This window comes from Micromonospora sp. RTBAU3-60 (assembly GCF_054963695.1).
Genome location: NZ_JBUEGB010000012.1, coordinates 1 through 13,663, shown reverse-complemented (window position 1 = coordinate 13,663; position 13,663 = coordinate 1). Strand labels below are relative to the sequence as shown.

12 protein-coding genes are annotated in these 13,663 nt (G+C 73.6%); 8 read left to right on the top strand and 4 right to left on the bottom strand.

Annotated features, from left to right (window positions below; all coding sequences use genetic code 11):
- Positions 1-46: 46 nt before the first annotated feature.
- The gene (locus ACY34I_RS14155; RefSeq protein ID WP_462755509.1) at positions 47-895 is read left to right on the top strand and encodes a hypothetical protein; all 849 of its coding nucleotides are present in this window, start codon (positions 47-49) and stop codon (positions 893-895) included.
- Positions 896-952: 57 nt separating this feature from the next.
- Here the strand turns inward: ACY34I_RS14155 and rsmI are convergent, their stop codons facing one another.
- Positions 953-1,792 carry a 16S rRNA (cytidine(1402)-2'-O)-methyltransferase gene (gene rsmI, locus ACY34I_RS14150; RefSeq protein WP_462755643.1) on the bottom strand — a complete coding sequence of 280 codons (840 nt, stop codon included), beginning with the start codon at positions 1,790-1,792 and terminating at the stop codon, positions 953-955.
- 92 nt (positions 1,793-1,884) lie between these two features.
- Between rsmI and ACY34I_RS14145 the strand changes: the two genes are divergently transcribed.
- The 3 genes from ACY34I_RS14145 to ACY34I_RS14135 all read left to right on the top strand — a co-directional run bounded on the left by ACY34I_RS14145 (position 1,885) and on the right by ACY34I_RS14135 (position 6,223).
- Positions 1,885-3,582: a dolichyl-phosphate-mannose--protein mannosyltransferase gene (locus ACY34I_RS14145; RefSeq protein ID WP_462755507.1), complete on the top strand. Its 1,698-nt coding sequence runs from the start codon at positions 1,885-1,887 to the stop codon at positions 3,580-3,582.
- A gap of 566 nt (positions 3,583-4,148) precedes the next feature.
- Positions 4,149-5,426 (top strand): VWA domain-containing protein, encoded by a 1,278-nt coding sequence (locus ACY34I_RS14140; protein WP_462755505.1) that lies wholly within the window; start codon positions 4,149-4,151, stop codon positions 5,424-5,426.
- Positions 5,427-5,428: 2 nt separating this feature from the next.
- The gene (locus tag ACY34I_RS14135; protein WP_462755503.1) at positions 5,429-6,223 is read left to right on the top strand and encodes a peptidase; all 795 of its coding nucleotides are present in this window, start codon (positions 5,429-5,431) and stop codon (positions 6,221-6,223) included.
- Positions 6,224-6,277: 54 nt separating this feature from the next.
- Here the strand turns inward: ACY34I_RS14135 and ACY34I_RS14130 are convergent, their stop codons facing one another.
- On the bottom strand, positions 6,278-6,547 hold the full coding sequence (locus ACY34I_RS14130; protein WP_462755501.1) for a hypothetical protein: 270 nt from the start codon (positions 6,545-6,547) through the stop codon (positions 6,278-6,280).
- A 185-nt stretch (positions 6,548-6,732) separates the two neighbouring features.
- On the opposite strand from ACY34I_RS14130, the gene ACY34I_RS14125 reads away from it, so the two are divergent.
- The 4 genes from ACY34I_RS14125 to ACY34I_RS14110 all read left to right on the top strand — a co-directional run bounded on the left by ACY34I_RS14125 (position 6,733) and on the right by ACY34I_RS14110 (position 10,629).
- Entirely contained in the window at positions 6,733-7,389 is a 657-nt protein-coding gene (locus ACY34I_RS14125; protein ID WP_462755499.1) for a 4'-phosphopantetheinyl transferase family protein, read from the top strand.
- 78 nt (positions 7,390-7,467) lie between these two features.
- Positions 7,468-8,598: a DUF4352 domain-containing protein gene (locus ACY34I_RS14120; RefSeq protein ID WP_462755497.1), complete on the top strand. Its 1,131-nt coding sequence runs from the start codon at positions 7,468-7,470 to the stop codon at positions 8,596-8,598.
- A gap of 131 nt (positions 8,599-8,729) precedes the next feature.
- Positions 8,730-9,233, top strand: coding sequence for an RNA polymerase sigma factor (locus ACY34I_RS14115; protein ID WP_462755495.1), 504 nt, complete (start codon positions 8,730-8,732; stop codon positions 9,231-9,233).
- Positions 9,226-10,629: a WD40/YVTN/BNR-like repeat-containing protein gene (locus tag ACY34I_RS14110; RefSeq protein ID WP_462755493.1), complete on the top strand. Its 1,404-nt coding sequence runs from the start codon at positions 9,226-9,228 to the stop codon at positions 10,627-10,629. Before ACY34I_RS14115 ends, ACY34I_RS14110 begins: the two co-directional genes overlap by 8 nt.
- 126 nt (positions 10,630-10,755) lie before the next feature.
- Here ACY34I_RS14110 and ACY34I_RS14105 read toward each other — a convergent pair whose 3' ends face one another.
- Both ACY34I_RS14105 and ACY34I_RS14100 read right to left on the bottom strand, forming a co-directional pair.
- On the bottom strand, positions 10,756-11,775 hold the full coding sequence (locus ACY34I_RS14105; RefSeq protein ID WP_462755491.1) for a PH domain-containing protein: 1,020 nt from the start codon (positions 11,773-11,775) through the stop codon (positions 10,756-10,758).
- A 66-nt stretch (positions 11,776-11,841) separates the two neighbouring features.
- A partial coding sequence (locus ACY34I_RS14100; protein ID WP_462755489.1) for a zinc ribbon domain-containing protein occupies positions 11,842-13,663 on the bottom strand: 1,822 nt, incomplete at its 5' end.

Sequence of the window (13,663 nt, the reverse complement as noted above, 5' to 3'; positions counted from 1 at the left end):
GACACACGGCCTGAGCTGCCCGTCCGACCTCGCGTACCGGTGTGAAATGAACGGCGTGACCAGCAGCGGAGCGGTGCCGGAACGGGGCGGACCCGCCCCGGCGCCGGTGGCCGGCGAGGTCGTGGCGACCGGCACGGCGGGATCGGCGCGGGGGGCCTCCGCCGCCCCGCAGCCCCGGCTCGACCCGCCGGCGGAGGTGGAGCCGACCACCGGGGCGCCGGTGGACGCGGTGCCGCGCCGGGTGCCGGTCCGGCAGCGGACGCCTCTGGCCGGTACGCCCGGTGACGGCGGGGCCGGCTGGGCACCGATCGAGGAGGTGCACTGGGACGGCACGCCGCTGCGCGAGGTGCCGACGCCGCGGCCGGACCGGTCGGGGACCCGCCGCCGGTCCCGCCCGACCCAGCCGCGCGACCCGCTGACCGGGCTGGCGGTGCTGCTGACGTTGGGCCTGCTGGCGGCGTTCTTCGCCTGGGTGAGCGCGGGGCCGTTCTGGCTGGCGGTGGGGCACGCCAGCCGGGGGACCGTGGTGATCACCGCCTGCACCGGGAGCGGCCTGACGCAGCGCTGCCGGGGGGTCTTCCTCGCCGACCGGGACCGCTTCGTGGCCCACGGGGTGCGGGTCAGCGGCGTGCCGGCCGAGCGGAAGGCCACCGGCACCGCGCTGCCCGCCCGGATGACCGGGCCGGATGGCGGCACCGCGTACGCGGACGCCGGGGTCGGCCGGCACCTGCGCTGGCTGCTCGGGCTGCTGCTGGTGCTGTGCTGCGGGGCCGGGATCGCCCGGTGGACGGGCGCGAGCCGGCTGGCGGACCCGCGGCACCGCCGCTGGGCGGTGGGCGCTGCCCTGGCCGGCCCGGTGTTGATCGCCGTCGGCTTCCTGGCCGCCGCCTGGTGACACCGGTTGGGAAGGGACGACTCCTGTGGGCCAGGCGTTGACCGGGGGCGCTTCCGGTCAGGTGTGCACGACGGTGTAGACCTCGCGCCGGCGCAGCCCGTACTCGGCGGCGACCTCGGTGACGGCGTCCCGCCGGGACAGCCCGGCCGCCTCCCGCGCGGCCACCGCGGCGCGCAGCGTGTCGTCGTCCGGACGGGTTGCGGCGGCCGGCGGCGCACCCGCTACGACCAGGGTGATCTCGCCGCGCGGCTCGCCCACCGCGGCCCACTCGGCCAGCTCGCCCAGCGGCCGGCGGACCACCTCCTCGTACGTCTTCGTCAGCTCCCGGCAGAGCGCGGCGGGTCGGTCCGGGCCGAACGCGGCGGCCAGGTCGGCCAGCGCGCCGGCGATCCGGTGCGGGGCCTCGAAGAGGACCAGGGTGCGCTCCTCGGCGGCGAGGGCCCGCAGGCGGGACCGGCGGGCGGCCGGCGTGCGGGGCAGGAAACCCTCGAAGCAGAAGCGGTCGCAGGGCAGCCCGGAGAGCGCCAGCGCGGTGGTCACCGCGCTCGGCCCGGGGGCCGCGGTGACCGGGAAGCCCGCGTCGAGGGCGGCCCGGACCAGCCGGTAGCCGGGGTCCGAGACGCTGGGCATGCCGCCGTCGGTGACCAGCGCGACGGTGTAGCCGGCGCCGAGCACGTCGACCAGCTCCGGGGTACGCCGCTCCTCGTTCCCCTCGAAGTAGGAGACGATCCGGCCGGCCACGGTGACCCCGAGGTCCCGGGCCAGCCGGGTGAGCCGCCGGGTGTCCTCGGCGGCCACCACGTCGGCGGTGGCGAGCACCTCGCGGAACCGGGCCGACGCGTCCGCCGGGTTGCCCAGCGGCGCGCCGAGCAGCACCACCCGCCCGACCTCGGACATTTCACCCACGGAGTGCGCTCCTTCATCGACAGCCGTGCCAATCTCGGAGACGACGGGCGCCACCGGGCACCTTCGCAGCCTACGATCGCCGGGTGACGAGTGCCTCGACAGCACAGAGCGCGGACGCCGGACGGGCCGGAGCGGACCGGACGGCCACCGGCCTGCCCATCGCCGATCAGGGCGGGGCGACGGGCGTCCCGGCTGTCGTCCGGCGGCGACTCGCCACCCTCGACGCTCGCCTCGACGGGCACGCCTGGCTGGCCACGGCGATCGTGGTGGCGATCGCGGCGATCCTGCGCCTGGTCGGGCTGAGCGGCCCCAAGGGCAAGATCTTCGACGAGATCTACTACGCCCGGGACGCGTACGGGCTGATCGACAAGGGCGTCGAGTGGAACTACAAGGACAACGGCCCGTCGTACGTGGTGCACCCGCCGCTGGGCAAGTGGCTGATCGGGTTCGGTGAGTGGGCCTTCGGCTACCAGGACGCGGAGACGAAGATCTCCGTGCCGGGGCACCTGACCACCACCGCTCCCGAGTTCGGTTGGCGGATCGCGGCGGCCGTCGCCGGCATCCTGTCGGTGCTGCTGCTGGTCCGGATCGGCCGGCGGATGTTCCGCTCCACCACGCTGGGCTGCGCGGCCGGCCTGCTGCTCGCCCTGGACGGCTTCCACCTGGTGCTCTCCCGCACCGCGCTGCTCGACATCTTCCTGCTGCTGTTCGTGCTGGCCGCGTTCGGCGCGCTGGTGCTGGACCGGGATGCCCGGCGACGCCGGTGGGCCCGAGCCCTGGACGCCGGGCTGGACCCGTCGACCCCGGGGCGGGCCGGCCGGCCGCCGTCCGGCTGGCGCAACTGGCCCTGGTGGCGGCTGGCCGCGGGGGTGCTGCTCGGCTGCGCCTGTGCGGTCAAGTGGAGTGGCGTCTACTTCGTGCCGGCCTTCGCGCTGCTGGTGATCTTCTGGGAGGTCGGCGTCCGCCGTTCGGCCGGGGTACGCCACCCGTGGCGCGACGCCCTGCTGGACGAGCTGCCCTGGCTGCTGCTGGCCGGGGTGTTGATGGTGGCCACCTACGTCGCCACCTGGTCGGGCTGGCTGTTCACCGACGACGGCTACTACCGGCTCGCCAGCCGCTACCCGAACACCCCGGGGCTGAGCGACACCCCGGTGGTCGGGCCGCTGATCAACCTCTGGGAATATCACAAGGCCGCGTACGGCTTCCACACCCAGCTCGACGAGCCGCACAAGTACCAGTCCTGGCCGTGGCAGTGGCTGCTGCTGGGCCGGCCGGTCGCCTTCTACTGGTCCGGCGACGGCAACTGCGGCGCGCCGCAGTGCGCGAGTGAGATCCTGCTGTTGGGCACCCCGCTGCTCTGGTGGTCGTTCCTGCCCGCGCTGGGGGCGCTGGCCTGGTTGGGTCTGGCCCGGCGGGACTGGCGGGCCGGGGCGATCCTGCTCAGCGTGGCCGCCGGCCTGCTGCCCTGGTTCTGGTTCGCGCTGGACGGCCGGACGATGTTCTCCTTCTACGCCGCGCCGGCGCTGCCGTTCCTGGTGCTGGCGGTGACCTACGTGCTGGGGGCGATCGCCTCGCCGGCACCGGCTGCCGCCCCGACCACGGCGGCCCCGCCGAGCGAGCGGGACGTCGCCGACCGCCGGTTGGTGGGCGGAATCATCGCGGGCGCGTACGTGCTGCTGGTCGGACTCTGCTTCGCCTACTTCTACCCGGTCTTCGTGGGCCGGCTGATCACCTACGCGAGTTGGTCCGCCCGGATGTGGCTGGACGGTCGCTGGATCTGACACCCCGGCGGGTGCGGGGCACAAAGAAGCGCGCCCCGATCGCCTGCCACGGGGGAAGCGGGCGATTGGGGCGCGCAGAAGAAGCTTAACCACGCCGGATCACCCGCACAACTGGTCGTCACAGGTCAGATTCCCGACCGACGGACCCCGGCGAGGATGATTCGCCCACGACAGCTAACCCACGGTCATGGCGCGAAGACATTACGAGATCCTTACGGCTTCGTTCCGCGCCGGCCCTTGGTCCCCTGTCCGACCCCGGAGGCCAAGGGGAGCGCTTTCCGGGCTGCGCCGAGACGCGAGGCGGAGATGATCTCCGAAGACTTCCCCCTCTTTGGGCGGGCATGAACACGAAAGCAGCGTTCGCCCCGTTCGGTACCTATTCGGACTCGCAATCCGGATATGCGAATGACGAAATATCTGCCGCCGGGCGACCTCAGAAGTTCGGACATGTCGCCCTATTCGCCTTGATAGCCCCTCCCGGTGGCCGTACACCTTCCGTTCGATGAGCCGGGGGCTGGCCACCACCCGGATGATCATCCAAAGTGGATCTCACTACACTTCGCCCGGTGATCAACAAGAGAGGATCGGCGGCCGTCCTCATTGGACTGCTGGCGGCGACCGCGCTGATCGGTCCGGCGCCCGCCCGGGCCGGCGATGACACCCCCGAAACCCCCGCCGAGCCACCCAAGGTCGAGTTGGTCCTCGACGTCAGCGGCTCGATGCGGGCCCGCGACATCGACGGGCGCAGCCGGATCTCGGTCGCCCAGCAGGCGTTCAACGAGGTCGTGGACGCGCTGCCGGACGAGACCGAGCTCGGCATCCGGGTGCTCGGGGCCACCTACCGGGGCAAGGACAAGAAGCAGGGCTGCCTGGACACCCAGCAGATCGTGCCGGTCGGCCCGGTGGACCGTGCGCAGGCCAAGGCGGCCGTGGCCACGCTCCGGCCGACCGGGTTCACCCCGGTCGGGCTGGCGCTGCGCTCCGCCGCGCAGGACCTGGGCACCGGCAGCACCGCCCGCCGGATCGTGCTGATCACCGACGGCGAGGACACCTGCGCCCCGCCCGACCCCTGTGAGGTGGCCCGCGAGCTGGCCGCCCAGGGCACCAAGCTGGTCGTCGACACCCTCGGCCTGGCCCCCGACGAGAAGGTACGCCGGCAGCTGCTCTGCATCGCCGGGGCGACCGGCGGCACCTACACGGCGGCGCAGAGCGCCGACGAGCTGACCGGCCGGATCAAGCAGCTCGTGGACCGGGCCCGGGACACCTACACCGCCACCCCGACGGTGGTCGGCGGGTCGGCTGAGTGCGGCAACGCCCCGCTGCTCGGGCCGGGCGTCTACGCCGACCGGGAGGCGTTCTCCGAGCACCGCTGGTACCGGGTGCCGGTGCGTCCCGGGCAGGAGCTGCGGGCCTCGGTCAGCGTCGCGCTGGACCGGCCGGTCAACCCCGACTACGGCGTACTGCTGCGGGCCACCGCGGCGGACGGGCGGGAACTCGTCCGGGGCGTCGACGCCGGCAGCGGGCGTACCGACGTGGTCTCCACCGGCCTGCGCTGGTCCGCGGCCGAGGACACCCCCACCCCGAGCCCGAGCGGCACGCAGACCGCCGAGACGGTGTGCCTGGTGGTCAGCAACTCCTTCGCGGCCCGGCCCGGCACCCAGGTCACCCCGGGCATGCCGGTGGAGCTGACTGTGGACGTGGTCGCCGCGTCCCCCGCCCCGGACGGGCCGGACCTCGGCCGGGGCTGGGCCCTGCTGCTCCTGCTCACCCTGGCCGGGCTGGTCACCGGGCTGGTCGCCGGGCTGCTCACCCGCTGGTGGGTGGCCACCTGGAGGGAGAACTGAGGATGCGTACGCTGATCCGCGCCACGGCGGCGCTGGCCGCCGTCGGCTTGACCCTCGCCCCGGCCGCCGCCTCGGCCGCGCCCACGTCATCGCCAGGGGCGGCCACGCCGTCGCCGGGGGCGGCCACGGTCACCAAGGCCGGCACCTCGTTCCTGACCGCCACCGCCATCGCCGCCGGCCAGCCGGTCCAGGTCGGTGCGTCGACCGGCGACCACCTCTACTGGTCGTTCCGGGCGGAGGCCGGGCAGACCCACCACGTCGCCGGCACCGTCTCCTTCCCGAAGGGCCGCACGGGCGCGTCCACCTGGACCGTCGAGGTCTTCGACGGGCTGCGCCGCCGGCAGGCCTGCACGGCCGGCGCGCAGACCCCGACCGCCGACGCGACGGCGACCAGCGTCAGCCTCGGCTGCACGCTGCGCCGGGTCCGGCCCTGGGCCGAGCCGTGGTCCGGCGACCCGCTGCCCGGCACCTACTACGTCCGACTCTCGGTCACCGACGTGCCGGAGCCCGACCTGGGCCTGCCGATCGACGTGGACCTGCTGGTCAGCGTCGACGGCGAGGGCGGTGCGTCCGGCGACGACGGCGAGCTGGCGGCGCCGCTGGTGCCCAACACCCGGGCCGGGACGCTGCTCACCGCCGAGCCGACGCCCGAACCGGTCGCCGAGGAGGAGTTCAACCTCACCGGCTGGCTCCCGGAGGCCGGCTCGCGCTGGGTCTGGACCAGCGCCGGCGGGGTGCTCGCCGCCGTGGCGGGCGTGGTGGGCTTCGCGCTCACCCGGCGGCCCCGCCGGCCCTGACCCGCCACCGGTGGCCGCCGCGAACCCGAGCGCGGCGGCCACCGGGGGCGCCGGTCAAAAGGGACGCGGCTGCCGCGGCACCCAGCCGATGAACCGGTCCTGCAGCGACGACACCGGCGCGGTTCGCAGGTCCTTCGTGGCCGCGGCCAGGCAGGAGCCCAGGTAGACGCTCAACGAGGCGCGGTCCACCTGGTACTCGGCCAACAGCCGGGTCCGCTTGGTGGCGCACGGCCAGTCGTCGCCGCAGGAGCCGCAGGTCCAGTCGGGGGTCACCGGCGCGTGCTCGTCCGGCTGGAATCCCGACGCCTTCGCACCAGGCGCCATCGGCATATCCCTTCAGATATGGACGTTTCACTGTCGACCGTTGCCCCCCAGAATGCCCCTACAGCGTCCCGGGACACTCCGGCGTTACATCGTTGCGGTACGTTGACCGTCCATGGCCGCCGCGCACCTCCCCGATGGCGGGAAACTTCCTCCCCACCTGTGCCAACGCGCGTCGCGGGCGGACGATGCGTGACCTCCTGCCGCCGGTGGTCGCGGTGGCCGTGGCCGGCCCCGACGACTGGTCCGGCAGGCTGCTCCCCGCCGAGTCGGCCTGCCTCAGCGACCGGGCGGTGGAGAGCCGGCGCCGGGACTTCACCGCCGGCCGGATGTGCGCCCGCCGCGCCCTGGCCGGGCTCGGGCTGCCGGCCGTCGCGGTCACCTCGGCATCCGACCGGTCCCCGATCTGGCCGGTCGGCGTGGTCGGCAGCATCACCCACACCCGGGGCTACTGCGCGGCCGCCGCCGCCCGGGCCACCGACGTCCGCTCGGTGGGCATGGACGCCGAGCGCCACCGGGAGCTCAACCCGGGGGTACGCCGGGCGATCTGCCTGGCCGAGGAGGAGGCGGACCTGGCCCGGCTGCCGGCCGGCGTCCCCTGGCCGACCGTGGTGTTCAGCATCAAGGAGACCGTCTACAAGGTCTGGCACCCGGTTGTCGGGACCTGGCTGGACTTCCACGACGCCCGGGTCACGCTCGACCCGGACGCCGGCACGTTCACCGCCCGGATCGCCCCGGCGCGGCTCGCCGCGGCCCCGGTCGCCGATCCGCCGGCGTCGATCACCGGACGGTTCGCCGTGGACGCGGATCTGGTCCGCAGCGCCGCCGTACTGGGACTCCGCTGAGGTCCCGGCGGTCGGCTTGGCGGCGGGCTTGTACCGTCGTCCCGAAACTGAAGAGCTTCGAAGGCGCCAAGGAGCATGGTGAGCCACCCTCAGCCTCCGTTCGGGCCGCAGGACCCGAACCAGCAACCCCCGGAACCGCCGACCCAGGCGTACCCCACTGCGCCGATGCCGCCGGTGCCGGGCAGCCCGTACGCGCCACCGCCCACGCCGGACAGCCCGTGGGCGCAACAGCCGCCGGTCTCCGGGGCCCCGCAGCCGCCGGCCTCGGGGGCGCCGTATCCGCCGCCAGCCGCCCCGCAGCCCCCGACCACGCCGTTCCCGCAGGTCGCCGGCGCACCACAGGCGCCGCAGCCGCCGGCCTCCGGGGCGGACTACCCGCCGCAGCCCCCGGCCTCCGGCGCGGGCTACCCACCGCAGCCGCCGACCTCCGGCGCGGGCTACCCGCCGCAGCCCCCGGCCTCCGGCGCGGGCTACCCGCCGCAGCCCCCGGCCTCCGGGGCGCCGTACCCGCCGGCCGGGGCGTATCAGCCGGGTGAGGCGTACCCGCCGAGCGGCCCGTACCCGCCGGCGCCCGGGCAGCCGTTCGCCGCGCCGCCGGCCAAGAAGTCCAACAAGAACGTCTGGATCATCGTCGGCATCATCGCGGCGGTCCTGCTGCTGCTCTGCTGCGGCGGGGGCATCTTCGCCATCTACAGCGGGGCCAAGAAGGCGCAGGACGCGGTGGAGAGCTTCCCCACCCCGGCGGTGACCTACGGCGACGCGCCCACCAGCGGGACGGACCCGACGCCGGAGGCGGACCAGACCGACGGCGAGACGTTCAACATGAAGCCGGGCGACACGCTGATCATCGAAGACGACGACGGCACCGTCGAGATCACGGTCAGCAACTTCCGGACCAAGACCAAGGCCTGCGAGGCGTACATGCCGGGGCCGAAGAACGGCATGTACCTGATCGCCGACGTGACCGCCGAGGTCACCAAGGGCACCGGCACGATCAACCCGTTCTACTTCAAGTGGATCGGCACGGACGGCAGCGAGGAGAGCGGCGTCGCGGGCGCCTTCTCCGGCTGCGGCAAGCTGCTCGGCTCGGGCAACGACCTGGCGACCGGCAGCAAGCGCACCGGTCAGCTGGTCTTCGACGTCAAGGACAAGAACGGCACCCTGGAGTACGAGCACCGGCTGAAGACGGCCGGTTCCTGGAAGCCCTGAGCCGCGACGCCCCGCACGGGGGCCGGTCCCACCCGGGACCGGCCCCCGTCGGTTTTCCGCCGGAACGGGTGTCACCTGGCGGGTCTCCCAGGAGTCCCTTCCATGACATCCGCCGCTGGCAGGGAGTGCCATTGAACGGAGAACTCGACCTGCGCGACCTCTACGCCGCCACCGCCGGCCGGCTGGTCGCCCAGGTGTACGCGATGACCGGCGACTTCGCCGAAGCGCAGGACGTGGTGCAGGAGGCCTTCGCCAAGGTGCTGGCCCGCCCGAGCCTGCTGCGCCACGTGGACAGCCCGGAAGCCTGGCTCCGCCGGGTGGCCGTGAACGCCGCCCGGTCCCGACACCGCCGGCGGGCCCTCTTCGACCGGATCGCCCGCTCCGGCCGGCTCCGGCCCGCGGAAACCGTACCGCCGGTCTCCCCCGACCGGGTCGCGCTGGTCGCCGCGCTGCAACGGTTGCCGCAGGCCACCCGGGAGGCCGTCGTGCTGCACCACATCGCCGACCTGCCCGTCGCCGAGGTGGCCGCCACCCTCGGCTGCAGCGTGGAGACCGTCAAGACCCGCCTCGTGCGCGGCCGTCGCGCACTCGCCGAGCACCTTCACGACCAGGACAGGGAGAAGAGCCATGTCTGACCCCCACCTGCGGGACGTCGACGTGACCGACCTCGACCTTCCCGGCCTCACCAATGACGTCAACCAGGCGTTCCGGCCCCACTTCGCCGACGTCGAGGCGCGGGCCCGCCGGATCCGGCGTACCCGGGTGCTCGGCGCGACCGCGGTCGCGGTCGGCGTGCTGCTGGCCGGCGGCACGGCGACCGTCGCCACCCGCCATGACGCCGCGCCCACCCCCGCTACCAGGCCCAGCCCGAGCATCGGCCCGTGGACGGCGGATTGGGACGGCTCGTCCCGGACGCCGGCCCCGCAGCCCAGCTACGTCCAGGTCACCCCCGGCCACTACAACGTGGCCGAGCCGGACAAACCGCTGACCGGCATGTTCACCCGGATGATGGTCGGCGACCTGGACCACCTCTACCTGGAGTACCAGGACTGCCAGGACGGCCGGTGCACCCGGATGCTCGCCGCGAGCGCGGACCGGGGCCGCACCTGGCGCAAGCTCCGGATGCCCGAGGGACTGGTCGTCGACCCGAAGTACGGGACCATCGTGGCCGCGCACGGCACGACGCTGGTGGCGCGGGACAACATGCTCGCCCGGGTGCGCGAGCTACCCGAGGAGCAGGGGAAGAAGTTGCTCCTTGAGCCGGACACCTACTGGGTCAGCATCGACGCCGGTGCCACCTGGCGGCGCCCCACGATCCGGACCGCCGACGCCCTTCCCGCCGGCTGGCCGCACCTGAACGCGGGGTTGAGTCCCGGTCTCAAGCCGATGATGGTCGCCTTCGACCCGGCCACCGGTGACATCGCCCTGGCCGCACTGCCACGCGTGGCGCACGAGCAGCCACTGGACCTGCCGGACGGCCTCGGTCTGTGGATCCTCACCGACGAGGCCGAGCCGGTCCCGAGCCCCCTGCCGTCGGGCGGATTCAGGCGGAAGAGTTGGCCGATCGTGATGGTCAGCCGGGACGGTGGGCGTACCTGGGACAAGCGCCGGCTGCCGGAGGAGATCTCCGCCCCGCCACCCGCCGGCTGGGGCTTCCGCAGCGACTGGCTGCACACCGCCGACGGCCGGACCGTCTACGCGCTGGAGAAACTCGACAAGCGGGTACGGGTGCACGTGAGCACCGACGGCGCGGCCACCTGGCGTACCGGAGCCGAGGTCGACCTGGGCGGACCGCTGCTGACGGTGCTGCCGACCAGGGAGGGCTCGCTGATCCTGGCCAGCGACACGGCGACCTGGCGGAGCACCGACCAGGGTGCCAGCTTCACCCGGGTCGGCCCGTCCCTCGGCAGCGGGGCCCACGCCCTCCCCGGCGGCGGCTACGCGATCACGACCAACAACAACGAGTACAGCGTCTGGCTCTCGCCGGACGGGTCGAAGTGGTCGTACGTCGGGCGGCCCGACGTGCCCTGATCGTCAACCACCGCGGGGCCGGGTCCCATCCGGAGGCTGGCGACGACGGTGCCCGTCCGGTCACGTGCCGGGCGGGCACCGCCCCGTCCCGGGGGGAGCCGCCCTCGTCGCCCTGCTCACCGTGGCTCAGCCGGCCGGAATCAGGGCATCACAGTTCGCGGACCGGTACACGCCCTCGTCGCTCTTCGCGCACACCTCGACCCCGTCCACCAGGATCCGGACGGTCCGGGGGCCGGACCAGTGCTCGTCGCGGCTTGCGCTCACCAGGACGAAGTCCACGGGTTGGCGCGGCAGCGCGACCCGCCACGGGAGCCGCTGGGCCGGCAGCACCACCGAGGACGGCTGCGCGGGATCGCGGTAGATGACGTATGCCCTGCCCTGGCCGATCACCTCGTAGACCACGGCAGCGACGCGTACGGGTCGGCTCGGCGCGACCGACGGCGCCGACGGGCCGACGACCGGCGAGGCGACTCCGGTCGGCGTGGGCGCATCGCCCGCCACATCGACGTCCGAACCAGCGGAGGCCGCCGCGGGCGGACGGTCCCGGTACGGCCCGTCGGCCGCCACCAGGCCGCCGACGAGGAGGGCGAGCACCGTCCAGGTCACCGGTCGACGGCGGGGACGGGAACGGGGCCGTCCGGGCTCGGCCACCGCCTGCTCGGCCAGGAAACGCGCGAGCCGCCGGCGGCCGTCCCGGTGCGACAGGTACTCGTCGGCGTCCACCCTGCCGTCGCCCCCGTGCCGGCGCAGCACGGCGATCACCTCTTCCGGCGGCAGTGTGAAGTCGTCGAGGCTGAGCAGCTGGTAGGTGCGGCGGCCGGCCCGCTCCGCACCCCATCGTCGCCGGAGCTTGAAGCCGGGGGCGAGGCGGATCTCCAGGATCGGGCTGGACCAGCTGTCGCCGGCCTTCCGCACGGTCACGGCCTCGACCGCCGCCCAGGGCAGCCTGGTCGTCGCACCGAGGCAGCGCACCGTCAGGCCGGAGCTGTCCACGTCGACGTGGAAGGTCCAGTGGAGCGCGACCAACCCGCAGACTGCCCAGATGAGCAAGCCGATGCCGCCGAGGTAGTAGAACGGCGGCCAGCCCCGGTCGGTGACCTCGGCGAGCCAGCCCGCGAAGACGCAGAGGCCACCCCAGCAGAGCATGCCGAGGTGGAATCGGAGGACCTTCGGGGTGTTCCGATGCAGCGTCCCTGATCAGCTTTGTGATCCTTAGTCGGATTGGGTTTCCGGGATCGTTTCCCACCGTGGTGGGGTCGCGTGGGCGTGGAAGTGGAATCCCGCGCCCAAGGCGGCTCCGCGTGGCTGGTGGCCGGTGGTGGGTGTGCTGATCGTTGTCACGCCCTGGTGTCGGTGGGCTGCGCGGGGCAGCCTCCGGTCCGTTGGTGCGTGTCCCTCCGGACGCTTACCCGCCGAGCCGTGAGGCCGGGTGGGGGAGGGTGCCCCGCGTCGCCTGGGCGCGGGGCGTGATGCCTTGCGCCGGGTGGGACCAGCCTTCGACCGGTCGGCCCGGCGGGTCTTCGTGATGACCGCTGCCGCTTCGAGTTTGTCGACCACGGCGCGGATGACCATGTGCCCGCTGGTCTTGTCGATGACGGTCTTGGCCTGATGGGCCAGGCCGCGGGCGGCGATCCGCCGCCAGGCACCCTGGTCGCGGTCGCCCTGCCACCGGCAGGACTGGTGGGGACAGACAGCCCACTTCCAGCCCGTCACCGTCGGCTTGTCGGGGGCTTTGCGATGCTGCAGCGGAGTCAGGCACTGCGGGCAGTGCTTCGAGGTGTTCCGCGCGGGGACGGTGACCACGGCGATACCGGTCTCGGCGGCGAGGTGCCGCATCCGGTCGACGATCTGCCCGCGCACCTGCTGCGACAGACGGGTATTCAGGGTGGCGCCCATGCCCCGTGCTTCCAACGACCGCAGGTCTTCCACATAGATCACGCTCGCCCGGGCGGCGATCGCCTGGTCCACGGCCCACCTGGCGGCAGCCCACGCGAGCGCGGCGTTCAGATTCTGGCGGCGTGCGGAGACGTGCCGGATCTCGTCACGCAGCACCGCAAGCTTGCCCGCGAGCTGATGCCGCTCGTCACGGCCGGCGAGCCGTTGGTAGTGGTCAGCTTTGCCGTGCAACCGCTCGGACAGCCGCCGGAGGCGGTGCTGTTTGGCGAGGATCCCGACGGCCCGGAACTGACCACCCGCCCCCAACGCGGTGATCCGCCCGCCCTCGTGGAGCCGCAGGGCTCCCGCGCTGAGGAGAGTGTTCAGCCCCCAGTCCACCCCGAGCGCCACCGTGTGACCGGTCCGCCGGACCTTCGGCACAACGTGCGTGTACGCGACATCGGCGCGTACCTGCCTGCCGGTGAGGCGGAGGCTGGGCAGGTGCACCACCGCGCCCGCGGGAACCGTGGGCGGCAGCATGATCGGACAGGCCACCCACGTCCAATCCCGATACGATCGCGGATCCGGACGGGTGGGAAGCTGCAAGCGCAGCAACACCCTCTGAGGGTCGGTGTCGCTGCGTCCGATGCTGGCCTGCTGCCGGTCACACGCGGCCAACAGCAGCATCCGCGCGACCCGTGGGACGCCTTCCAACTCGAACACATCCACCGGCAGACGGCCATTGACGGCAAGGAACCTGGCGGCCTGCCGGGTGCGGGACTTGATGACGCTCGATGGAAGATGCTGCCCGCCAGGGATCGACGCCCGAAGCTGCTCCCACTCCTGCGGGGTGCGTTTACGCGGATCGGCCGGCCACGTCGCCAGCACCCCAGCGGTCAGATCAGCACGCCACGACGCCGAACGCAGAATGCGCCCCGCCTGCTCCTGCGCCATGCGCACGATCCGGTCATTGACCCTCACACCCTCGGCCGCGGTGGCGGTCCAGCCCAAGCGTCGCAGCGCCATCCACGCGTTCGACGGAAGCTTCCGACCGCCGGCGTCCACACCGGAGGCCAACACGTCCACATCCGCGGGATTCCAGCGCTCCGCCAACAGGCCGGAGACCATCCCCGCCACCAGGTCGGCGCACCAGCCGATC